This is a genomic window from Devosia sp. Z6_126, from assembly GCF_058133495.1.
Window position 1 is genome coordinate 49,024 of sequence record NZ_JBYUNO010000004.1, and the last position, 20,267, is coordinate 69,290.

Annotated in this window: 21 protein-coding genes and 1 tRNA gene; 18 read left to right on the forward strand and 4 right to left on the reverse strand. The window is 62.0% G+C overall.

Features of this window, described 5'->3' with window-relative positions; genetic code table 11:
* The first annotated feature begins 105 nt into the window (after positions 1–105).
* Both AC3YOG_RS17085 and AC3YOG_RS17090 read left to right on the forward strand, forming a co-directional pair.
* Positions 106–723 carry an NADPH-dependent FMN reductase gene (locus AC3YOG_RS17085; protein WP_489889018.1) on the forward strand — a complete coding sequence of 206 codons (618 nt, stop codon included), beginning with the start codon at positions 106–108 and terminating at the stop codon, positions 721–723.
* Between the two features lie 157 nt (positions 724–880).
* Entirely contained in the window at positions 881–2,806 is a 1,926-nt protein-coding gene (locus AC3YOG_RS17090; protein WP_127753522.1) for a potassium transporter Kup, read from the forward strand.
* Between the two features lie 3 nt (positions 2,807–2,809).
* Here the strand turns inward: AC3YOG_RS17090 and AC3YOG_RS17095 are convergent, their stop codons facing one another.
* The gene (locus AC3YOG_RS17095; protein WP_489935959.1) at positions 2,810–3,244 is read right to left on the reverse strand and encodes a hypothetical protein; all 435 of its coding nucleotides are present in this window, start codon (positions 3,242–3,244) and stop codon (positions 2,810–2,812) included.
* A 76-nt stretch (positions 3,245–3,320) separates the two neighbouring features.
* Positions 3,321–4,460 carry an NADH:flavin oxidoreductase/NADH oxidase gene (locus tag AC3YOG_RS17100; RefSeq protein ID WP_489935960.1) on the reverse strand — a complete coding sequence of 380 codons (1,140 nt, stop codon included), beginning with the start codon at positions 4,458–4,460 and terminating at the stop codon, positions 3,321–3,323.
* Between the two features lie 236 nt (positions 4,461–4,696).
* On the opposite strand from AC3YOG_RS17100, the gene AC3YOG_RS17105 reads away from it, so the two are divergent.
* The 13 genes from AC3YOG_RS17105 (at position 4,697) to AC3YOG_RS17165 (ending at position 16,146) form a co-directional block, all read left to right on the forward strand.
* Positions 4,697–5,719, forward strand: a complete 1,023-nt coding sequence (locus AC3YOG_RS17105; protein WP_489935961.1) for a LacI family DNA-binding transcriptional regulator — start codon at positions 4,697–4,699, stop codon at positions 5,717–5,719.
* A gap of 68 nt (positions 5,720–5,787) precedes the next feature.
* Positions 5,788–6,459, forward strand: coding sequence for an amino acid ABC transporter permease (locus AC3YOG_RS17110; RefSeq protein ID WP_489889022.1), 672 nt, complete (start codon positions 5,788–5,790; stop codon positions 6,457–6,459).
* Between the two features lie 9 nt (positions 6,460–6,468).
* Positions 6,469–7,125 (forward strand): amino acid ABC transporter permease, encoded by a 657-nt coding sequence (locus AC3YOG_RS17115; protein ID WP_489935962.1) that lies wholly within the window; start codon positions 6,469–6,471, stop codon positions 7,123–7,125.
* Between the two features lie 32 nt (positions 7,126–7,157).
* Complete coding sequence (locus AC3YOG_RS17120; protein ID WP_489935963.1) at positions 7,158–7,958, forward strand: transporter substrate-binding domain-containing protein; 801 nt, start codon at positions 7,158–7,160, stop codon at positions 7,956–7,958.
* Positions 7,959–7,992: 34 nt separating this feature from the next.
* Positions 7,993–8,748 (forward strand): amino acid ABC transporter ATP-binding protein, encoded by a 756-nt coding sequence (locus AC3YOG_RS17125; RefSeq protein ID WP_127753515.1) that lies wholly within the window; start codon positions 7,993–7,995, stop codon positions 8,746–8,748.
* Positions 8,749–9,070: 322 nt separating this feature from the next.
* Positions 9,071–9,718 carry a TetR/AcrR family transcriptional regulator gene (locus AC3YOG_RS17130; protein WP_127753514.1) on the forward strand — a complete coding sequence of 216 codons (648 nt, stop codon included), beginning with the start codon at positions 9,071–9,073 and terminating at the stop codon, positions 9,716–9,718.
* A 14-nt stretch (positions 9,719–9,732) separates the two neighbouring features.
* Positions 9,733–10,752, forward strand: coding sequence for a ketol-acid reductoisomerase (gene ilvC, locus AC3YOG_RS17135; RefSeq protein ID WP_489889025.1), 1,020 nt, complete (start codon positions 9,733–9,735; stop codon positions 10,750–10,752).
* Between the two features lie 98 nt (positions 10,753–10,850).
* Positions 10,851–11,315, forward strand: coding sequence for a GFA family protein (locus AC3YOG_RS17140; protein ID WP_489935964.1), 465 nt, complete (start codon positions 10,851–10,853; stop codon positions 11,313–11,315).
* Between the two features lie 3 nt (positions 11,316–11,318).
* Positions 11,319–11,810: a heme-degrading domain-containing protein gene (locus AC3YOG_RS17145; protein WP_489935965.1), complete on the forward strand. Its 492-nt coding sequence runs from the start codon at positions 11,319–11,321 to the stop codon at positions 11,808–11,810.
* A 60-nt stretch (positions 11,811–11,870) separates the two neighbouring features.
* Positions 11,871–12,764, forward strand: coding sequence for a PhzF family phenazine biosynthesis protein (locus tag AC3YOG_RS17150; protein WP_489935966.1), 894 nt, complete (start codon positions 11,871–11,873; stop codon positions 12,762–12,764).
* A 330-nt stretch (positions 12,765–13,094) separates the two neighbouring features.
* The gene (locus AC3YOG_RS17155; RefSeq protein ID WP_489935967.1) at positions 13,095–14,657 is read left to right on the forward strand and encodes a 2-isopropylmalate synthase; all 1,563 of its coding nucleotides are present in this window, start codon (positions 13,095–13,097) and stop codon (positions 14,655–14,657) included.
* A 62-nt stretch (positions 14,658–14,719) separates the two neighbouring features.
* The gene (locus AC3YOG_RS17160; RefSeq protein ID WP_489935968.1) at positions 14,720–15,718 is read left to right on the forward strand and encodes an endonuclease/exonuclease/phosphatase family protein; all 999 of its coding nucleotides are present in this window, start codon (positions 14,720–14,722) and stop codon (positions 15,716–15,718) included.
* 227 nt (positions 15,719–15,945) lie between these two features.
* The gene (locus AC3YOG_RS17165; RefSeq protein WP_172123619.1) at positions 15,946–16,146 is read left to right on the forward strand and encodes a hypothetical protein; all 201 of its coding nucleotides are present in this window, start codon (positions 15,946–15,948) and stop codon (positions 16,144–16,146) included.
* Between the two features lie 15 nt (positions 16,147–16,161).
* On the opposite strand, the gene AC3YOG_RS17170 is transcribed toward AC3YOG_RS17165, so the two are convergent.
* Entirely contained in the window at positions 16,162–16,950 is a 789-nt protein-coding gene (locus AC3YOG_RS17170; protein ID WP_489935969.1) for a mechanosensitive ion channel family protein, read from the reverse strand.
* 183 nt (positions 16,951–17,133) lie between these two features.
* Between AC3YOG_RS17170 and AC3YOG_RS17175 the strand changes: the two genes are divergently transcribed.
* A tRNA-Lys gene (locus AC3YOG_RS17175) sits at positions 17,134–17,209 on the forward strand.
* 151 nt (positions 17,210–17,360) lie between these two features.
* The gene (locus AC3YOG_RS17180; RefSeq protein WP_489935970.1) at positions 17,361–18,347 is read left to right on the forward strand and encodes an SDR family oxidoreductase; all 987 of its coding nucleotides are present in this window, start codon (positions 17,361–17,363) and stop codon (positions 18,345–18,347) included.
* A gap of 68 nt (positions 18,348–18,415) precedes the next feature.
* Here the strand turns inward: AC3YOG_RS17180 and AC3YOG_RS17185 are convergent, their stop codons facing one another.
* Positions 18,416–18,571, reverse strand: coding sequence for a hypothetical protein (locus AC3YOG_RS17185; RefSeq protein ID WP_164854676.1), 156 nt, complete (start codon positions 18,569–18,571; stop codon positions 18,416–18,418).
* 740 nt (positions 18,572–19,311) lie between these two features.
* Here AC3YOG_RS17185 and AC3YOG_RS17190 point away from each other — a divergent pair.
* Positions 19,312–20,202 carry an NAD-dependent epimerase/dehydratase family protein gene (locus AC3YOG_RS17190; protein WP_489889033.1) on the forward strand — a complete coding sequence of 297 codons (891 nt, stop codon included), beginning with the start codon at positions 19,312–19,314 and terminating at the stop codon, positions 20,200–20,202.
* The last annotated feature ends 65 nt before the right edge of the window (positions 20,203–20,267 follow it).

Consider the following 20,267-nt stretch of genomic DNA (forward strand, 5'->3'; position numbering starts at 1 on the left):
AGGGCCCTTCGGGGAACCCACGGACATGAGCGTGCCCACTTGCGTGGAAATCGTACAGGCACATATATCGCCTCAGTTACGTTTTGTTACCAAGGAGGGCACGCAATGTCCAAACTCAAGATTGGCGTCATTATCTCGTCCACCCGCGAAAGCCGCTTCGGCGACAAGCCGGCGCAGTGGATCCTCGACAAGGCCAATGCCCGTGACGAGATCGAGGCCGAACTGGTCGACCTGCGCGATTTCGACCTGCCCTTCTTCAACGAAGTGGCGTCCAATATGTGGATGCCTTCAAGCGACCCCCGTGCAGTCGCCTGGCAGAAGAAGGTAGCCGAATTTGACGGCTTCATCTTCGTCGTCGCCGAATACAACCGCTCCATCACCGGCGCGCTTAAGAACGCGATCGACCAGTCCTATGTCGAGTGGAATCGCAAGCCCTTCGGCATCGTTGCTTATGGCAGCGTTGGCGGCACCCGTGCGGCTGAACATCTGCGCGGCATCGGCGTCGAGATGCAGATGGTGTCGACCCGCTCGGCCGTCCATATCGGGGGCAGCGACTTCTTTGCCGTGCATCCGCTCGGCGGCCAGAACAAGAGCTTCAGCGATATCGAAGGCTCGATCGGCCCCAGCGCCAAGGACATGCTGGACCAGCTGATCTGGTGGGGCACTGCGACCAAGGCCGCTCGCGCCCAGGATAATGCCCAGGCTGCCGTCGCGGCCGAATAGGTATTTCGAAAGCAAGACCTCCAGCTTTCGTTGACGTCAGGGGCCGCTCGGTGTGAGCGGCCCCTGTGCGTTTGGCCGCTTGAATAGAAGTTGTGTTGTATGTGAGATATCCGAGGTGTATAGCGGCGCCCGCCGTTACCCATGAGAGCACAGGTTTATGACGCAGACGAATACGGCCGGTGCCAGCACCGGTGCCGATGCGAGCGATCTTCACGACCACTCTCATAACAAAGACCTGCCCATGCTGCTGCTCGGCGCGCTTGGGGTGGTCTATGGCGATATTGGCACGAGCCCGATCTATGCCTTCCGGCAGGCGATGAGCATTCGCCCCGGTGCCGCTTCGAGCAGCAGCGAAATCCTGGGACTGCTGTCGCTGATCGTTTGGGCGCTGACGCTGACCGTCGCGGTCAAATATGTGTTCTTCGTTACGCGCGCGGACAACAAGGGCGAGGGCGGTACGCTTTCGCTGATGGCCTTGGCGCGCAAGACTTTCACCAATCCACCGATGTGGATCACCGTGCTCGGCGTGCTGGGAGCCTCGCTGTTTTTTGGCGACGCGATCATCACTCCCGCCATCTCGGTCTTGTCGGCGGTTGAGGGTATTGAACTCGTAGCCCCCAATATGCGCCGCTGGGTGGTGCCGATCACGCTGGTGATCATTGTCGGCATCTTCATGGTGCAGCGCTTTGGCACTGCCAAGGTCTCGATCGTGTTTGGTCCCGTCACCGGGATCTGGTTCCTGACCCTGGGCATTTCCGGCCTGGTGCATATTGTGCAGTACCCAGCAGTGCTGCTAGCGATCAATCCTTTCCTGGGCGTCGAGTTTCTGGCCACGCATTTCGGCATTGCCTTTGTGGTGATCGGCGCTGTGTTCCTGGCGGTGACCGGGGCCGAGGCGCTTTATGTGGATTTGGGGCATTTCGGGCGCCGGCCCATTGTGATTGCCTGGTTCGCCCTGGTGTTTCCATGCCTCTTGCTCAACTATTTCGGGCAGGGCGCCTTTGTGTTGCAGATGGGCGTCGAGAATGTCGAAAGCCCGTTTTTTGAAATGCAGCCGGAATGGGCCTTGGGGCCGTTTGTGGCACTTGCGACCATGGCGACAATCATCGCTAGCCAGGCGGTGATCTCGGGCACTTACAGCCTGGCGCAGCAGGCTATCGCGCTCAACATGCTGCCGCGCATGGTGGTGCAGCACACTTCCGCTACCCAAAGCGGCCAGATCTACATGCCCCAGATCAATACGATGCTGATGCTCGGCGTGCTGATGCTGGTGATTGCGTTCGGCAGTTCCGAGGCGTTGTCGAACGCCTATGGTATCGCGGTTTCGGGCGTGATGATCGTTACCCTGGCGCTGCTGCTGGTGGTGATGTGGCGCAACTGGAAGTGGAACCCGGCCGTCGTGGTGCTGTTTGGCGTGGTGTTCGTTGTGATCGATGGCGGGTTCTTTGCCGCCAATGTCTCCAAACTGTTCCAGGGCGGCTGGGTCCCCGCTGCTGTGGCGCTGACAGTCGCCGTCATCATGGCAAGCTGGATCGGCGGCCGACGGCGCCTGGCGGAAAAGACCCGGCGCGATGAAGTGCCGTTGCAGTTCCTCGTCGATAATCTCTCCAAGAAGCGCCCGACGCTGGTGCCCGGCACCGCCGTCTTCTTGACCAGCGATATCGAAGGGGCACCCACGGCGCTGCTCCACAGCCTCAAGCACTACAAGGTGCTGCACGAGCAAAACGTGATTCTGACGGTGCGCACCTCGGCTTCGCCTAGGGTGCCCGATGATGAGAAGGTGACGATCGACGCCTATAACGAGCTGTTCAGCCGCGTCGTCGTAACCTTTGGCTATATGGAAAGCCCCAATATTCCAAAGGCCTTGATCCTGGGGCGCAAGCTCGGCTGGAAGTTCGACATCATGTCGACCTCGTTCTTCCTGTCGCGCCGCTCGCTCAAGCCCGGGCCGCGACAGGGGCTGGTGCGCTATTGGCAAGACCGGTTGTTCACGCGGTTGGCGCGCAATGCCAGCGACGCCACGGAGTATTTCCACATACCAACGGGCCGCGTCGTCGAGATCGGCACGCAGGTGGTGCTGTAGCCCTTAGCCCTTGATTATGTCCGGGCAGACATAGGGCACGGTTGCAGTGACGAAGCGCTGTTCCTGTGTTTCGGCGCCCAGGTGCAGGCGCAGCACCAGTTCGGTTTCGGTGAGGGTGGCGATATCGGCGTCGATGGTCATGCCATCTTCGTCCCAGCTGATGGCCGTGGACGAGACCTGCTGCCATTTGGAGAGCCGGTAGGTTTCCCAGCAGCTATCGCTGACCAGCGTGCCGTCCTCCAGAAAGATCTGCATGGGTCCGGGCAGGTTCTCGTCGGCATCGGAGCGCACCCAGACCTTGTTAAGCAGCGGATTGCCGGTCTCGCGCTCATCCTCCTCCATGCTGCCTTCGGCTTCCTGAGCCGTGGCGGGCAGGGTGGGGCAGGCGCCCACACCCCAGACACTGAGCAGTGCAATAACAGCGGCTTTGGTATCCACCGAGCTTCTCCCTGGTTGACCGGCTGGCCAAGAGCGATCTGCCGCCGGCAAAGCGGCAGAAATAGGATGGGTGCGCTTACGAATCCTGTTCGGCAAACTCGCGCTGCTTGAGCCAGCGGTCGCGTTCGCGCACCCGTGCCGCCTGGTTGGGCCACAACTCGTAGCCCGGTTCTCCCAGCGCGTGGCGGGCATGGACGGCCCAATTGGGGTCATCCAGTGCCGCCCGGGCCAGCGCAACGAAATCGGCATCGCCATTGGCCAGCACGGCTTCGTCGGCCGCCGGATCACCCCCGAGCAGGCCAACCGCCATGGTGGGGATATCAGCCCCTTTGCGCACGGCGGCGCTGAAGGGCACCTGATAGCCAGGGGTGGAACGGATGGCGCCTGAATCAAAGCCGCCGCTGCTGCAGTCGATCGCATCGACGCCCAGCGCCTTGAGCTCGCGGGCGAGCACGACGCTGTCTTCCACTTGCCAGCCGGCGGGATCATTGTCGCTGACCGACAGGCGCACGATGACGGGTTTGTCGGCCGGCCACACGGCGCGCACGGCCTGCGTAACTTCCAGTACGAGGCGCATGCGATTTTCGCGGCTGCCGCCATAGTTGTCGGTGCGCTTGTTGGCGAGTGGCGACAGGAACTGGTTGAGCAGATAACCGTGGGCGGCGTGGATCTCGACGAGGTCAAAGCCTGCCTCATTGGCGCGCAGCGCGCCGGCGACGAAGGCTTCGATGACATTGCGAATGCCAGCGGCATCAAGGGCCGTCGGCTTGGTGAAGTTCTTGCCCTCGGCATGGATCTCGTCGGTGGGACCGACGGGCGTCCAGCTTTGGAAGCCGACGCCAGGCTTTTCCTCCTCCGTTTCGTCAAAGCCCTTGCGCCAGGGAATGGGCGTCGAGGCCTTGCGCCCGGCATGGGCCAGCTGGATGCCGGCAGCGGCACCCTGGGCGTGAAGGAAATCGACGATGCGGGTTAGCCCGGGAATGTGCTCGTCCTTCCAGATGCCGAGATCGGCATAGGAAATGCGGCCCTCGGGGGTAACGCCCGTTGCCTCGGTGATGACCAGCCCGAACCCACCCATGGCAAAGCGGCCGAGATGCACCAGGTGCCAGTCATTGGCAAAGCCATCACGAGCCGAATACTGGCACATTGGGGCAATCACGGTGCGATTGCGCAGCTTGAGGCGGCGCAAGGCAGTGGGGGTAAACAGCAAGGACATGAGGGAAAAACCGGTGGGGAAAACAGAACCCGCAGATTGCACACAAGCGCATCCATCGGCAAGTGCCGATGAAGAGAGACTGAGTGCGCGGAAACCAGGGCCGGGTTGCGCCGGCCCTTATGTTTGTAACAATCCCCGCCGGCCCAGTCCGCTTCGCTATGTGCTCCTCCGTTGTTGACAGCAATGATTCTGGATCGACCTAATACGGGCAGTTCGGGGGGATGATGAACAAAAGGATGTCGCCGCGTGTGCGGCCAACATTGGTGGACGTTGCCCAGAAGGCCGGCGTGTCCCGAGCGACGGCCTCGCTGGTGGTGCGCAAGAGCCCGTTGGTGAGTGAGGATACCCGGGCGCTCGTCGAAGCGGCCATGGCCGAGATCGGCTATGTCTACAATGTCGGCGCTGCCGGGATGCGGGCCGCGCGGAGCCGCACGATCGGGGTGATTATCCCCAATCTGTCCAACACCTTCTTTGGCGAGCTTCTCGCCGGGATTGATGAGGTCATCGACGGGGCCGGATTGGCAACCTTTATCGCCCATTCCGGGGAATCGCCGGCCAAGCAGGACGTCTTCGTCAACCGGATGCGCGAGCATGGGGTGGACGGGCTGATCGTTTGCCCGGCAGCGGGCACCGAGCCCGGCTTCATCGCCCGCCTCAGGGATTGGGGCATGCCTGTGGGCGAGGTGCTGCGGACATCGGCTGCCGGCGAGGTCGATTATACCGGGATGGACCAGGCCGGGGGAATGGAGAGCGCCGTCAGCCTTCTTGCAGAGCTGGGACATAGCCTTATCGGCTTTGTCGCCGGCAATCTCAACCATTCGGCCCGGGACGAAAGGCTCGGGGCGTTCCGCTCCGCCATGCGCCGGCACAAGGCGCTTCAGCCCATCGAAACCGTCATCGAATCCACGCATGCCGCAGCCATTGCACTGGCCCAGAGCATGGCAGCACAAACTTCCGCGCCAACTGCCTGGATTTGTCACAACGACGTGATCGCCCTGGGTATGCACAAGGGCTTCAGCGACAGCGGGCTGGTGCCAGGGCGCGACGTGTCCTTGATCGGTTATGACAATGTCGCGGAAGCCGATCTGGTGCGACCCGGACTGGCCTCGGTCGCCACCGAGCCCTTCGCCATCGGCCTGCACGCCGCCCAACAACTGCTGCACCGGATCGACCATCCCGATGCCCCCCCGGAGCGGCGCACCGTGCCCAGCCACCTGGTTGAGCGCGGCTCGATCGGACCTGTTCGAGCGCTCGCCTAAGGGTTGACCTGCGCGGCGCGGTGCTATTTAGATCGATCTAATCGCGAGCAAGGTCTGGGGCAGAACCCGTGGGTTACCAGTTCAATTTTGCGCCGGTGTTCAACAATTTCGATCAGTTGATCTACGGCGCCTTGATCACCATCCAGCTCAGCCTGGGCGCCATCCTGATTGGCACGCTGATCGCGATCCCCTGCGCGCTGGCGAAAACGGCCGGGCCCAAGCCCCTGCGCTGGCTGGTGAACCTTTATATCGAGGTGATCCGCAACACTCCGTTCCTGATCCAGATCTTCTTTATCTATTTCTCGCTTCCGGCACTCGGCATCCGGTTTGATCCGAACACCGCTGCACTCGTTGCGCTGTCGGTCAATGTGGGCGCCTATGCCACCGAGATCGTGCGCGCCGGGATCGAGTCGATCAACCGCGGGCAGGTGGAGGCGGGCAAGGCGCTTGGCCTCAAAGGGCATCAGATCTTTCGCTACATCATCCTCAAGCCGGCCCTGCGCACCATCTACCCTGCGCTCACCAGCCAGTTCATCTATCTAATGCTGACCTCGTCGGTGGTGTCGGCCATTTCCGCGACCGACCTGGCGGCGGCCGGCAACAACATCCAGTCCTCGACCTTTGCAGCCTTCGAGGTCTATCTGGTGATCACCATCATGTATTTCATTCTGTCGCTGGGCTTTTCCGGCCTGTTTTCCGCGATCGGACGCGCCGCGTTCCGCTATCCGCTGGCGCGATAGGATCAAGCCATGTTTCGCCCCTTTGGCCCCAATGAAATCCTTTATATCGTCGGCGCAGTGCAGTGGACGCTGCTGCTGTCCGCCATTGCCTTTGCCGGCGGCGCCCTTGGAGGCATAGCCGTTGCACTGGGGCGCGTCTCCAAAAAGCCATGGCTGCGCTATCTGGCACTGGCCTTTATCCGGGTGTTCCAGGGCACGCCGCTGCTGATGCAGCTGTTCCTCGTTTATTTCGGCCTGTCGATCATGGGCGTGGGCATCAATCCCTGGATCGCGGCCGCGGTGGCCCTGACGCTGCATGCCAGCGCGTATCTTGGCGAAATCTGGCGCGGCTGCATCGAGGCGGTGCCCTCGGGTCAGGGCGAGGCCAGCTATGTGCTGGGCCTCAACTACTGGGACAGCATGCGCTATATCATCCTGCCCCAGGCCGCCAAGATTTCGGTCGCGCCAACGGTTGGTTTCCTCGTGCAGTTGATCAAGGGGACCTCGCTGGCCTCGATCATCGGCTTTGTGGAACTCACCCGGGCGGGCCAGATCATCAACAATGCCACCTTCCAGCCTTTGCTCGTGTTCTCGCTGGTGGGGGCGCTGTATTTCATCCTGTGCTGGCCGCTGTCGATGTGGGCCCGGCATCTGGAGGGTCGGTTCGCCGTGGCCACCACGCGCTGACCGGACGTCATCACACTGGGAGAGAGCTTGAAATGAAACTGAGCAAAAAACTGATCGGGCTGGCCGGTGCGGCATTGTTTGCCGCGGGCCTAGCGAGCGCCCCCGCCGTCGCGCAGACGGTCGAGGAAATTCAGCAGCGCGGCACCATCAATGTGGGGATGCTGGTTGATTTCCCCCCATTTGGCATTCTTGATCAGTCGGGCAACCCCGACGGCTATGATGCGGACGTGGCTCGCCTGTTGGCCGAGCATATGGGCGTTGAAGTCAACCTCGTGCCGGTCACCGGTCCCAATCGCATCCCGTATCTCTTGTCCAACCAGGTCGATATTCTGGTCGCTTCCCTCGGCATCACGCCCGAGCGCGCCCAGCAGGTCAATTTCTCCGACCCCTATGCCGGTATCGAAACCTTTGTGTTTGGCGATGCCAATCTCGACGTAACCGGGCCCGAGGGGCTGTCGGGCAAGAACATCGCGGTGGCCCGCGCTTCCACCCAGGACACGGCCATCACCGAGATTGCGCCCGCTGACGCCAATATCCAGCGCTTCGACGACGATGCCTCGGCCGTGCAGGCCCTGCTTTCGGGCCAGACCCCGCTCATGGGCGCGTCCAACGTCGTGATCGCGCAGATCAACACCATGGCGCCCGATCGCTTCAACACCAAGTTCTCGCTGCGCCAGCAGAGCCAGGGCATTGCCGTGCGCCCGGGCAGCGATGAGCTGCTTGCCTATATCAACGATTTCATCGCCAGCGTGAAGGCAGACGGCAAGTTGAATGCACTGCACCAGGAATGGGTTGGCGGACCGCTGCCCGAATTCGTGGTGGCAGGCGAATAAACCGACAGATCAGGACTTGAGGGCAGAAACTGCAATGACCAAGGCTGCACCCGAAACTGCCGATATCGCCGTCGCCATGCGCGACGTCGATAAATGGTATGACAGCTACCACGCCCTCAATGCCATCAACCTGTCCGTCGCACGCGGCGAGAAGATCGTCGTGTGCGGCCCCTCCGGATCCGGCAAATCCACCCTTATTCGCTGCATCAACCAGCTCGAAACCATCCAGTCCGGCACCATCACCGTTGATGGCATCGAGTTGACCTCGGGCAGTAATGTGGAAAAGATCCGCCGCGATGTCGGCATGGTGTTCCAGCAGTTTAACCTCTTCCCGCACATGACTGTGCTGGAAAACTGCATGCTCGCCCCCACCCTGGTGCGCGGGGTGAGCAAGGCGGAAGCCGAGGCGACGGCGCGGCGCTATCTCGAGCGCGTGCGCATCCCTGAACAGGCCGACAAATACCCCGCCCAGCTTTCAGGCGGTCAGCAGCAGCGCGTCGCCATTGCCCGGGCGCTCTGCATGAACCCCAAGATCATGCTGTTCGATGAGCCCACCTCGGCGCTTGACCCCGAGATGGTCAACGAAGTGCTCGACACCATGATCGACCTCGCCCGCGAAGGCATGACCATGCTGGTGGTGACCCACGAAATGGGCTTTGCCCGCAAGGTGGCCGATCGGGTGATCTTCATGGACAAGGGCGAAATCGTCGAGATCGGCGAACCCGAAAGCTTCTTTTCCAACCCGCAGAACGAGCGGACCAAGACGTTCCTGGGCCAGATCTCCCACTGATGCGTGCTTCCTGCGTCGCAATGAGATGATCAAGCCGGCTGACGGAAGTTCAACACTGACGTGTGAGACTGATCGTCCCGCCTTCGATGCTGAGCCCGCTATTGGTCGGCGTGTGCACGCCTTGGTCTGGTAGGTAAGGCCCATTTTAGGAATCGGGCCGATCCTCAGAGATACTCCCGCTCGCCGCAGGTCATGACGGAGACCTACAGGTGATCTCCGTCCTCATACACACAGGCAAAGAAACAGTTGCGCAGAACCGTACCGTACGGTACGGCATGCCGATGAAATTTGCGGCAGATCAGCCTGCCAGGGGAGTTCGTGCGTGCCGGTGACCATCAAGGTCAATGAAGAGAGTTTTACCCCGCGTCAGCAGGCCGTGCTGACCGCGGCGCTCGATCTGTTGGTTGAGAATGGGGAAGGGCTGACCATGACCGCGGTGGCGCGGCGGGCCAGCTGTTCCAAGGAAACGCTCTACAAGTGGTTTGGCGATCGCGACGGACTGCTGACCGCCACCGTGCAGTGGCAGGCGGCCAAGGTGCGCATGCCGCAGGTGGATCGCACCGGCCTTAATGCGCAAACGCTGCGCTCCTCGATCGAGCAGTTTGCGCGCGACCTCCTCACCACGATCGTGGGGGAAGTCTCGATCACGCTCAACCGCACCGCCGTGACCCATGCCGCCCAGGAAAAGGATCGGCTCGGGATCATCGTGCTCGAAAATGGACCGCTGGCGATCCGCCGGCGCCTCAAGCCAATTCTGGAGGCAGGGCGCGATGCGCGCCTGCTGCGGTTCGACAACAGCGAAGACGCGTATCGCACCTTTTTCGGACTCGTCGTGCGCGATGTCCAGATTCGGCTGCTGCTGGGTGACAAGAAGCTCACCCAGTCCAATGTCGAAGCCAATATCGAGGCCGATGCCACGGCCGCGACCAACCAATTCTTCGCCCTCTACGGGGCGGATACAGCGCCATAACAGGGGAGTGCTCCATGCGCGTTTATTATGATCGTGACGCCGATCTCAACATCATCAAGTCCAAGAAGGTCGCCATTGTCGGTTATGGCTCGCAGGGCCATGCGCATGTGCTGAACTTGCGCGACTCCGGGGTCACCGATGTGGTGGTGGCGCTGCGCCCCGGCTCCCCGTCGGCCAAGAAGGCCGAGGGCGAAGGCCTGAAGGTCATGTCGGTTGCCGAGGCCTCCGCCTGGGCCGATGTGATCATGATGCTGACCCCCGACGAATTGCAGGCCGATATCTATAAAGAGCATATCGAGCCCAATATCCGTGATGGCGCCGCGCTCGCCTTCGCCCATGGCCTCAACGTGCACTTCAACCTGATCGAGCCCAAGTCGACCGTGGACGTGATCATGATCGCCCCCAAGGGTCCCGGTCACACCGTGCGTGGCGAATACCAGAAGGGTGGCGGCGTGCCATGCCTGATCGCCGTGCACCAGGACGCTTCGGGCAATGCCCATGACATCGCGCTCGCCTATGCTTCGGGTGTTGGTGGCGGCCGTTCGGGCGTGATCGAAACCAATTTCCGCGAGGAATGCGAGACCGACCTGTTCGGCGAGCAGGCCGTGCTCTGCGGTGGTCTGGTTGAGCTGATCCGCGCCGGTTTCGAAACGCTGGTGGAAGCCGGCTATGCACCCGAAATGGCCTATTTCGAGTGCCTGCACGAAGTGAAGCTGATCGTAGACCTGATCTACCAGGGCGGCATCGCCAACATGAACTACTCGATCTCCAACACGGCCGAGTGGGGCGAGTACGTCACCGGTCCGCGCATCATTACCTCGGAAACCAAGGCCGAGATGAAGCGCGTGCTGCACGACATCCAGTCGGGCAAGTTCACCTCCGAGTGGATGCAGGAAATCAAGGCCGGCGGTTCGCGCTTCAAGGCGACCCGGCGTCTGCATGACGAGCACCAGATCGAGGAAGTCGGCACCAAGCTGCGGGACATGATGCCCTGGATCAAGGCCGGCGCGCTGGTCGACAAGGCCAAGAACTAAATCGCTATGGACGGGGGCTTCAGCCCCCGTTTTCTTTTGCCGCACTCCATCTTCCGCGCTGCCGCCAAACCCGGTAACTAGTTCGGGAGGAGTGACCCATGCGCTTACCAGATTTCCCACAGGAGGGCGGATGCCAGTGTGGCGCCGTGCGCTACCGGCTCAAGGCTGCCCCGCTTTCGGTCTATAATTGCCACTGCAAGGACTGCCAGCGCTTTTCGGGGGCGGGATGGTCGATGTCGATGATCGCCCGCGAAGACGATATCGAGCAGCTGTCGGGTGACACGGTGCGCTACGACCGACGCGCCGATAGCGGCAATGTCATTGCCATGCATTTTTGTGCCCATTGCCATGGCTGGGTGTGGAACCTGCCACCAATGCCAGGCATCCGCGTGATGCGGGCTGGCACGCTTGACGACATCGATTGGGCGGTGCCAGTGGGCAATATCTGGACGGAAAGCAAGGCCGCCTGGGCCGGCATCGATCCTGACCTCGTCAATTTTCCCCAAGGCGCCGTGGATCGCACGCCGCTGTTCGACGCCTGGACCCGCCTTCATCAGGACTGAAACATGACAACTCTCGACGATATCGCGCTGATCAAACGCCAGGAACTCGAACTCGCCTTGCCGCAGCTGGATGAGGATGTGGCATTCAGCATCGGCTCATCAGTGCGGGCACGCGCGCTGGCCGAGGGTTTGTCTCTCGTGGTGGATATCTGCACCTGGGACCGGCGGCTGTTCTTCGCGGCCACGGCGGGGACGGGCCCGGACAATGCCGAATGGGTGCGGCGCAAGATCAATTCGGTCCGGCGCTTTCAGCGCGCCAGCTACCGGCTGGTGCTGGAGCGGGGCGAAGCGCCGCCACCGCCACAGGCCGGGGTGGACCCGGTGGACTATGTCTTTGCCGGTGGCGGTTTTCCCCTGCGGGTGCCGGGCGCGGGCATTATCGGGTGCCTGACCATTTCAGGCCTGCCGGGGCGGGAAGATCATAATGTCGGCGTCGCGGCGCTTTGTGAGCATCTCGGGCTCGAGCGCGCGAGTTACGCCTTGCCGGCGCAGTAGTCGTCCCGCGGCTTGACAGGTCTCCCCAGCAACTCCATTGCTGAGGGCAGGGGGCCTGTCATGAAACTGAATTATCTGCTGCTGGACGTCTTCACGCAGGAGCGCTTTGCCGGCAATCCATTGGCGGTGGTCTGCAAGGCTGATGGCCTGCTTGACGACGAGATGCAGGCGATCGCGCGCGAGTTCAATCTCAGCGAAACCGTGTTCCTGCTCAAGCCGCAGGCGGAGCGCAATTCGGCCGCCGTCCGCATCTTTACGCCGATGACCGAGTTGCCCTTTGCCGGGCACCCGACGGTCGGGGCCGCGGTGGTGCTGGGGCTTAACAACAAGGTCAGCGCCGTCCGGCTCGAGGAAAAGATCGGGCTCATTACGGCGCTGTTCGAAAAAACCGACAAGACCTCAGGCGAGGCGCGTTTTGCGCTGCCGCAACTGCCCGAGCAGGTGGGCAAGCTCGACAACATGCTGGCAATCGCCCAGGCTCTGGGCATTGATCCCGAGGAGATCGGGTGCGGTCCTTATCGCCCCACCGTGTATTCAGCCGGGGTGGTGTTCCACCTCGTGCCGGTGCGGGACGCTGCGGTGCTGAAGCGGGCACGGCCGAACATGGCGGCATGGAACGAGGTTTTCCCCCATGGGCGGCACTCGGTCTATCTGTTTACGCTCACCCCCGATGAGCCCGGCAATGATATTGCCGCCCGCATGTTTGCGCCCGGGCTTGGTCTCGCCGAGGATCCGGGCACCGGTTCGGCGGCGGCGGCGCTAATTGGGCTTCTCTCCGAGCATGTCAATATCGGCACCGGCCAGATCGACCTTGTGATCCGGCAGGGGGTGGAAATGGGGCGGCCCTGCCGCATCACCATCCAGTTGCGCAAGGAGCGCGACCGGCTGGTGCATGGGGGCATTGGCGGGCATGCCGTCATCGTTGGGGAAGGGGCCCTGGAGCTGGGGGACTGAGCTTATCAGCACAGTTCCTTGCGCCCAGCCTGTCCTCCAGGGTTGCAACCCAGGCTGATGTGGGCCATTATCGCCAAGCAACCGGATGAATGTTATGCAGCGCAAGCGCGCCATTGCCATTGCCGTCGAACAGCGCCAGGCCCTTCAGGCCCGCCTTTTCGCTGCTGCCGCTTTGTTGCTGCTTCCAGCGCTAGTGCTTCTTCTTATCAGCCCCTGATCACCGGCAGCTCGATCAAGCGAGCGGGTCGTCAGGGGATTACGCCACCAGCCGAACAGTAAATGTCCGGCCTGCAGAGCTTTAGCTTTGGGCCGTTTGATAGGATCATCCGCATGACTACCCCCGCTACCGACACCAACAAAGACCGCGTCTTCATCTTCGACACCACGCTGCGCGACGGCGAGCAATCGCCCGGCGCGACCATGACGCTGGAAGAAAAGCTGCAGGTTGCCGAAACGCTCGACGAAATGGGCGTCGATATCATCGAGGCCGGCTTCCCCATCGCCTCCAATGGCGATTTCGAAGCCGTGGTTGCCGTCGCCAAGCAGGTCAAGAACGCCACGGTCGCAGGGTTGGCCCGTGCCATCACCGCCGATATCGACCGGGCCGGCGAAGCGGTGCGTCATGCCCGCAAGGGGCGCATCCATACGTTCGTTTCGACCTCGCCGATCCATCTGGCGCACCAGATGAAAAAGACCGAAGACGAGGTGATCGAGATCATCGCGCGCACCGTTGCCCAGGCGCGCAACCTGGTGGACGACGTGGAATGGTCAGCTATGGACGCGACCCGCACGCCGCTCGAATTCCTCAAGCGCTGCGTCGAAACCGCGATTCGGGCCGGTGCCACCACGATCAACCTGCCCGATACGGTGGGTTATGCGGTGCCCGAAGAGCATTTCCGCATGTTCAAGACCATCATCGAGACCGTGCCCGATGCCGACAAGGCAATCTTTTCGGTGCATTGCCACAACGACCTGGGCCTGGCTGTCGCCAATTCGCTGGCCGGTGTTGCCGCCGGCGCCCGCCAGATCGAATGCACGATCAATGGCTTGGGCGAACGCGCCGGCAATGCGGCGCTCGAGGAAGTGGTGATGGCGCTGCGCACCCGCGCCGACGCCATGCCCTACCTCACCGAAATTGAAACCACCCATCTCGCCCGCGCCAGCCGCATCGTTTCGGCCGCGGCCAATTTCCCGGTGCAATACAACAAGGCCATCGTGGGCAAGAATGCCTTCGCCCATGAAAGCGGCATCCACCAGGATGGCATGCTCAAGAATGCCGAGACCTACGAGATCATGACGCCTGCCAGCGTCGGCATCAAGGAAACGACCCTGGTGATGGGCAAGCATTCCGGCCGCGCCGCCTTCAAGGACAAGCTCAAGGAGCTTGGCTATGAGCTGGGCGAGAATGCCTTCCAGGAAGCCTTCCAGCGCTTCAAGGATCTGGCTGACCGCAAAAAGCACGTCTATGACGCCGATATCGTGGCGCTGGTGGACGATGAAGTCGGCTCGGTTGGCGATCGCATCCGCCTTGTTGATATGGAAGTCATTTCCAAAACCGGCGGCACGCACCGCGCCAATATTACCCTGTCGATCGATGGCGATGAAAGCTCGGTGAGCTTTGATGGCACCGGTTCGGTCGATGCGATCTTCAATGCCATCAAGGAAGCCGTGGGCCAGCAGCCGCATCTGGTACTTTATGCGGTGGACGGCGTGACCGGCGGCACCGATGCGCAGGCCAGTGCTCATGTGCGCCTCGAAATGAACGGCCGCATCGCCTCGGGCAATGCCGCCGAGCCCGATACGCTGGTGGCTTCCGCCCGCGCTTACCTCAATGCCTTTAACCGCTTGATGATCGAGCGCGGCGCCGCCGCCCAGGGCGCCATGGCTGGCTAAACACCCGCTGACAACACCCCCAAGCCTGTCGCGCCAAGTTGTGCGGCAGGCTTAGCCGCGCGTTGCGTAAACGCCTGCCATCGGGCATCAAGGCGGGCGAGGTGCTTGCCATGATCAGCCGGAGCGAAATCAGGGGCGTTCTAACCGGGCTGGCCGTCACGGCCCTCGTCCTGCTGGTCGGGGGCACAGTCTGGCCATTGCTGCCTGGTCAGCCACTGCTGCAGACGTTGCGCTTCCACTCGGCACTGCTTTGCCTTGCCCTGGCGATAGCCCTGGCCATTGCCGGCTCACGCTGGCGGGCCGGGCTGCTGGCGCTGCTCGCGCTGCTGAGCGTGGGGCAGGGTGGCTGGATTATCTACGGGCAACAACAAGCGCGCCTGGCGGCTGCTGCCCGCCCGGTGACGCAGACAGTTGAGCTGGTCAGCTTCAACATCCTCAACAACAATACCGAGAATGGGCCGGCTATTGCCGGGATGCTCGCCGCCTCGTCGGCGGATGTGGTGTTTACCCTCGAATCGGCGCCCTTGTTTCCCGAGCTGGGCGCGCTTGCTGCCGTTTACCCCTATCGCATCGGCTGCGAGCAGGAGCTGACCTGCGACCTCACCATGTTCTCGCGCACCCCGCTCGAAGATGTTCAAACCCTCAGCCTGTCGAACTTCTCTCAGCAGCGGGTGATCACCGCGCGCACGCGGATCGGCGAGGAAGCGGTAACCCTCGTCGCCGTGCACCTGACCAAGCCATATTTCGACATGCAGTCGGAAGCGGAACTGCGCCGGCTGCGCGACATCCTGGAAGCGGTCGAGGGCCCCGCGATCATTGCGGGAGATTTCAATGCCGCGCCCTGGTCCTATGCGATAAATCGGCTGGTGCGGGGCAGCCAATTGCAGGTGGCGCCATTTTATCCCTCGACTTGGCCGCCCGAGTTCGGACCGATTGGCGTGCCGATCGACAATGTCTTCACCCGCGGCAATGCGGTGGTGGAAAGCCTTGCAGTGCTGCCCGAAACCTTTGGCTCCAACCACCGGGGCCTGCGCGCCCGCATCGGCATCACCGCGCCTTAACGCCTCGCCGACCCGAACCCGCTTTACCGCTGTTGTGCACAGCCAAAAAGGGGCTGGACGGCGCAGTTTCCCATTGTGTGCAGGCCTTTGCGCCTCGTTGTCCTTTAGATTGCATTTGATGCAAATGCGCGCGGCTGCCGCAAGGACCGCGAAGGCATGCGGTCCCATCTTCTGCGGGCGTGCCGAGTGCACCGACTCACCAGAATCTTCCGACAGGAGCCATTGCCATGAAGCCAACCTACGATCTTGCGCGCGAGCATCTCCGACGCGCCGCGGCCATGCTGCAGGGTGGCGACAACCAGTCGCGGCAGTTGCGTAACATCGTCGAGCGAACCATAACCCTGATCGATGATCTGACCGAAGATGCGCCCGCTTGGCAGGGAAACGTGCTGGATTTGCAGTCCTTTAGGGAGCGGCGTGGACTTTAGGACTTAACGGCAGGCCTATGCAGCGGGCTGGGCAAAACCATTGGCAGTATCCAAGACGGATTTCAGCCGCTCCTGCATATCAGCCCGCGCCTGCATCCAGTTGCGGCTGGACACCGCAACCCGCACCGCGAGGGTCACAGTCGAATCACCCAGGGCATCAACCAGGATTTCAGGCTGGCCGGCAGCTTCGGCTTGCCCGCTTGTAAGGCCCGCCAGCACCGCCTGGCGCACCGCGCCGATATCGGCCGTGCGGGGCACATTGAACTTGAGTTCAAGAACGCGCGACGCTTCGCGGGTATAGTTGATGATCTTGGCGTTGGAGAGCTTGGAATTGGGGGCGAACATGAAGACCCCTTCAGCCGTGCGCATCTGCGTTGCAAACAAGCCCACTTCCACCACGGTGCCGGCAATGCCGTCGGCATCGATCTGATCGCCCACATTGAAGGGGCGCAGCAGCACCAGCAGGATGCCCGCAGCAATATTGGAAAGGGTGCCCTGCAAGGCCAGGGCGACCGCGAGGCCGGCAGCACCCAGCACGGCAAGGATGGAAGCGGTCTGCACCCCGAACTGGCCCAGCACGATAATAATGGTCACCAGCAGCACGCCATAACGCACCACTTGCGACAGGAGCGGTACGATGGTGGGGTCCCGGTGTAAGCGCCCGGGTAGGAGCTGCACGACGTAGCGCGACAGGAGCCCCGCCAACATCCAGCCGCCGACCAGCACGACCAGGGCGACCAGCCCCGACCAGACATTGGCGATGATCCAGGTGGAGGAAAGGGCTAGGAAATCGGAATCGAGCATAGAGGTCTCCAAGGCTTGCGCCAGCCAAAGACGATGGGTGGCCGATGGTTGCGCCGGTTGTTCTTCGGGGGATGGACTTGTTAATCTAGCTAATCAAGCCCTTGTGGAAAGTGACAGCGGGCGCTGGACAGTCCCCGATCCCTTTGCTAGAGAGGCGCCAACCTTGGTACCGGGTTTTCAACCGGGTGCGTAGCTCAGATGGTAGAGCAGCTGACTCTTAATCAGCGGGTCCACGGTTCGAGTCCGTGCGCACCCACCAAGGTTCTTCTTCCCCGTATTTGTGGTGATCGGCGAGGCTGTCGCCTTGACCCGTCACGGCGTTGGTGCCCCAAAAGGCGTGCCCGGTGTGCGAATCGCTGGGTCGCGGCATGGTGTGCCGTGCGCTGAACCAGCCGAGGAGGAAACGGGCGATGGCAACCAAGGTGCTGTTTGTGGGCGGGACGGGGCAGATTTCGCTCCCCTGCGCGGCAGAAGCGGTGGAGGCGGGGCACGAGGTCACGGTGTTCAACCGCGGCAAGTCCGAGGTGGCGCTGCCACCCGGCGTCAGCGTGATCGCCGGCGACATGAAGGATCCAGCCAGCTATCGCCAGCTCGGCGAGCAGCAATGGGATGTGGTGTGCCAGTTCATGGTGTTCACGCCCGAGCAGATGGCGCAGGACATCGCGGTGTTTACGGGCCGGGTGGGGCAGTACGTCTTCATCTCCTCGGCGTCCGTTTATGAAAAGCCAGCCCGCCATTACGTGATCACCGAGCAAACCCCGGCGATCAATCCGTTCTGGAAATACAGCCAGGACAAGATCGCCTGCGAAACCATGCTCCAGGCCAGCACCGGCCTGCCCTGGACCATTGTGCGGCCCAGCCACACCGTGCGAACGGGCTTGCCGACCATGATGGGGCCGGCCGATACCACGGTGCAGCGCCTGCTCGATGGCAAGCCGATCGTTGTTGCGGGCGATGGCGCGACCCCTTGGACACTGACCCGCTCGGCCGATTTTGCCGTTCCCTTTGTGCGGCTGTTGGCCCATCCGGATGCGCTGGGCGAGATTTTCCATATCACTTCAGATCGCGGCTATAGCTGGGACGCAATCCACACCGCGATTGCTGCGGGCCTGGGCGTTCAGGCGCAGATCGTGCATGTACCAACCGACACGCTGGTGCGGTTCAACCCGGAATGGGAGGGGCCATTGCGGGGCGACAAGAGCTGGTCGGCGCTGTTTGACAATTCCAAGATCAAGAGCGTCGTTGGGGAGTTCGAGTGCGCCGAAGTGCTCGAAACAGTGCTCGAGGAGCCGCTGGCCCATTTGCGGCGGCGCATGGCCGCCGGATTGAAGGTGGACGCCGGGTTCGACCAATTGATCGGCCAGATTGCGGCCGCTCAGTCGGCGCTCGGCCAGTAGCAGTCGAATCACGAAAAAGGGCCCCGCTGATCAGCGAGGCCCCTTGCGTTGGAGAGAAGATCAGACAGCTAGTTTGAGCCGTCGTTCGGGCGCTGCTTGTCGCCGCCTTCCTTGGTGTCCTTGGTCTTGGCTTCGCCGCCTTGCTGACCGAAATCGGTCCCGCCGAGATGGCCGCCTGCATCCACGTGCTTGAGCTGTTCTTTTTGACGATCGTCCTTGCTCATCGTGTTCTCCATGGTGTTAGGCAAGGTCAACTGTACAGGGGCGCACTTGTTCCCGGCCGTGCACGGAGGTGAGTCGCTCCAGCCTGGAACAACGCCCGGTAATCCCCCCTATTCACAGGGGCTGCGGCGTTAAGCGCTCCCGTTCACCTTCTTGCGAGGCAAAGCTTGGCGCGGACCTGGAAGCCTGCAATGAAGACCTCTCCCTTGAGGCTTCATTAATGTTCCGCCCCTCCCGCCGGGTTTTGCCATGAGACTGACTTATCGTGCCCGGCAGCGACGCAGGCGGGCGGCAAAAATCATGCTATATCTTGTGCTTGGCATCGTGATCTTCACGCCCAAGTTCGACATCCAGCAGCCAGTGGGCGGGACTACCCAGGTCGCGAGCATACGCTAGCAGCGCGCTCGATCAGGCCGTTTCGCACCGTGACCTCGGCCGGGGCAATGCTGCTGCGCGGCAGGCACATGGATCGGCTGTGCTGGGGCTGCGTTGGCGGGCACAGAGATCAACACGGAGCACTATCATGGTGCCCAAACATCCCCACGCCCGATGCCTGCCGAACCTTGCCGCAGCGATGAACTGCGAAGGTCCCAATCCACCACCGCGCGCCGCCGTGCAGCGCCGGCCGCAGCCGTTCCGGCGCAGTTTGTTGCAGCCCCTGCAACGCGGGTGATTATTGCGATCGTGGGTGAACGCCTTGCGGCCTGGGCCGTTGCTGGTTGGTAGCGCAAAGGAGAATGCGGTGGGCAAGCGTATCGTTTTTACCGGCGGCAGCGGCAAGGCCGGCCGGCATGTGATCGCATACCTCCTGGGGCGCGGCCATCAAGTGCTCAATGTTGATCTGGCGCCTTTGGCCATGGCAGGGGTCAACACCCTGACAACCGACCTCACGCAGAGCGGGGAGGCATTCAATGCCCTCTCCATGCATTTCGATTTTGCCGGCCTTGAAACCGGCACCGGCCCGGCGCCAGTAGATGCAGTGGTGCATTTTGCCGCCATACCGCGCATCCTGCTGCGACCGGATAACGCTACATTCCAAGCCAATGTTGTCTCGACCTATAATGTGATCGAAGCGGCGGTGAAGCTCGGGATCCGCAAGATCATCATCGCGTCGAGTGAAACCACCTATGGCGTTTGTTTTGCCGAAGGGGACAAAGACTATCACAGCTTCCCCCTCGACGAGGCTTATGACGTCGATCCGATGGACAGCTATGGCCTGTCCAAGGTGGTCAACGAGAAAACCGCGCGCGCATTTGCCATGCGCTCGGGTGCTGATATCTATGCGCTGCGCATCGGCAATGTGATCGAGCCGCACGAATACGACAAGTTCCCGGCCTTTCTCGCTGATCCCCTGTCGCGCAAGCGCAATGCGTGGAGCTATATCGATGCGCGCGATCTCGGGCAGATCGTCGATCTTTGCGTGCAAAAGGATGGCCTGGGCTTTTCGGTGTTCAACGCCGTCAATGACGAGATCACTGCCGACGAGCCCACCGAGGAGTTCCTGGCCAAATGGGCGCCTAACACGCCGATCCGGCGCCCGCTCGAGGGCTTTGAGGCGCCGCTGTCGAATCGCAAGGCGCGCGAGGTGCTGGGCTTTCGCGAGGAGCACAACTGGCGCCAATATGTCCGCTAGATCGGGCGAGATTATCCGGCAGAGTTAGCACTGCCATAACCAAGAAAGCCGCAGCAGGGAGCGGA

Coding starts and splice junctions, on each gene's coding strand:
- AC3YOG_RS17165 (WP_172123619.1), top strand. CDS start 15,946: ATGAAGCCAACCTACGATCTTGCGCGCGAGCATCTCCGACGCGCCGCG.
- AC3YOG_RS17085 (WP_489889018.1), top strand. CDS start 106: ATGTCCAAACTCAAGATTGGCGTCATTATCTCGTCCACCCGCGAAAGC.
- AC3YOG_RS17185 (WP_164854676.1), bottom strand. CDS start 18,571: ATGAGCAAGGACGATCGTCAAAAAGAACAGCTCAAGCACGTGGATGCA.
- AC3YOG_RS17180 (WP_489935970.1), top strand. CDS start 17,361: ATGGCAACCAAGGTGCTGTTTGTGGGCGGGACGGGGCAGATTTCGCTC.
- AC3YOG_RS17105 (WP_489935961.1), top strand. CDS start 4,697: ATGTCGCCGCGTGTGCGGCCAACATTGGTGGACGTTGCCCAGAAGGCC.
- AC3YOG_RS17145 (WP_489935965.1), top strand. CDS start 11,319: ATGACAACTCTCGACGATATCGCGCTGATCAAACGCCAGGAACTCGAA.
- AC3YOG_RS17125 (WP_127753515.1), top strand. CDS start 7,993: ATGACCAAGGCTGCACCCGAAACTGCCGATATCGCCGTCGCCATGCGC.
- AC3YOG_RS17090 (WP_127753522.1), top strand. CDS start 881: ATGACGCAGACGAATACGGCCGGTGCCAGCACCGGTGCCGATGCGAGC.
- AC3YOG_RS17120 (WP_489935963.1), top strand. CDS start 7,158: ATGAAACTGAGCAAAAAACTGATCGGGCTGGCCGGTGCGGCATTGTTT.
- AC3YOG_RS17155 (WP_489935967.1), top strand. CDS start 13,095: ATGACTACCCCCGCTACCGACACCAACAAAGACCGCGTCTTCATCTTC.
- AC3YOG_RS17115 (WP_489935962.1), top strand. CDS start 6,469: ATGTTTCGCCCCTTTGGCCCCAATGAAATCCTTTATATCGTCGGCGCA.
- AC3YOG_RS17100 (WP_489935960.1), bottom strand. CDS start 4,460: ATGTCCTTGCTGTTTACCCCCACTGCCTTGCGCCGCCTCAAGCTGCGC.
- AC3YOG_RS17150 (WP_489935966.1), top strand. CDS start 11,871: ATGAAACTGAATTATCTGCTGCTGGACGTCTTCACGCAGGAGCGCTTT.
- ilvC (WP_489889025.1), top strand. CDS start 9,733: ATGCGCGTTTATTATGATCGTGACGCCGATCTCAACATCATCAAGTCC.
- AC3YOG_RS17140 (WP_489935964.1), top strand. CDS start 10,851: ATGCGCTTACCAGATTTCCCACAGGAGGGCGGATGCCAGTGTGGCGCC.
- AC3YOG_RS17170 (WP_489935969.1), bottom strand. CDS start 16,950: ATGCTCGATTCCGATTTCCTAGCCCTTTCCTCCACCTGGATCATCGCC.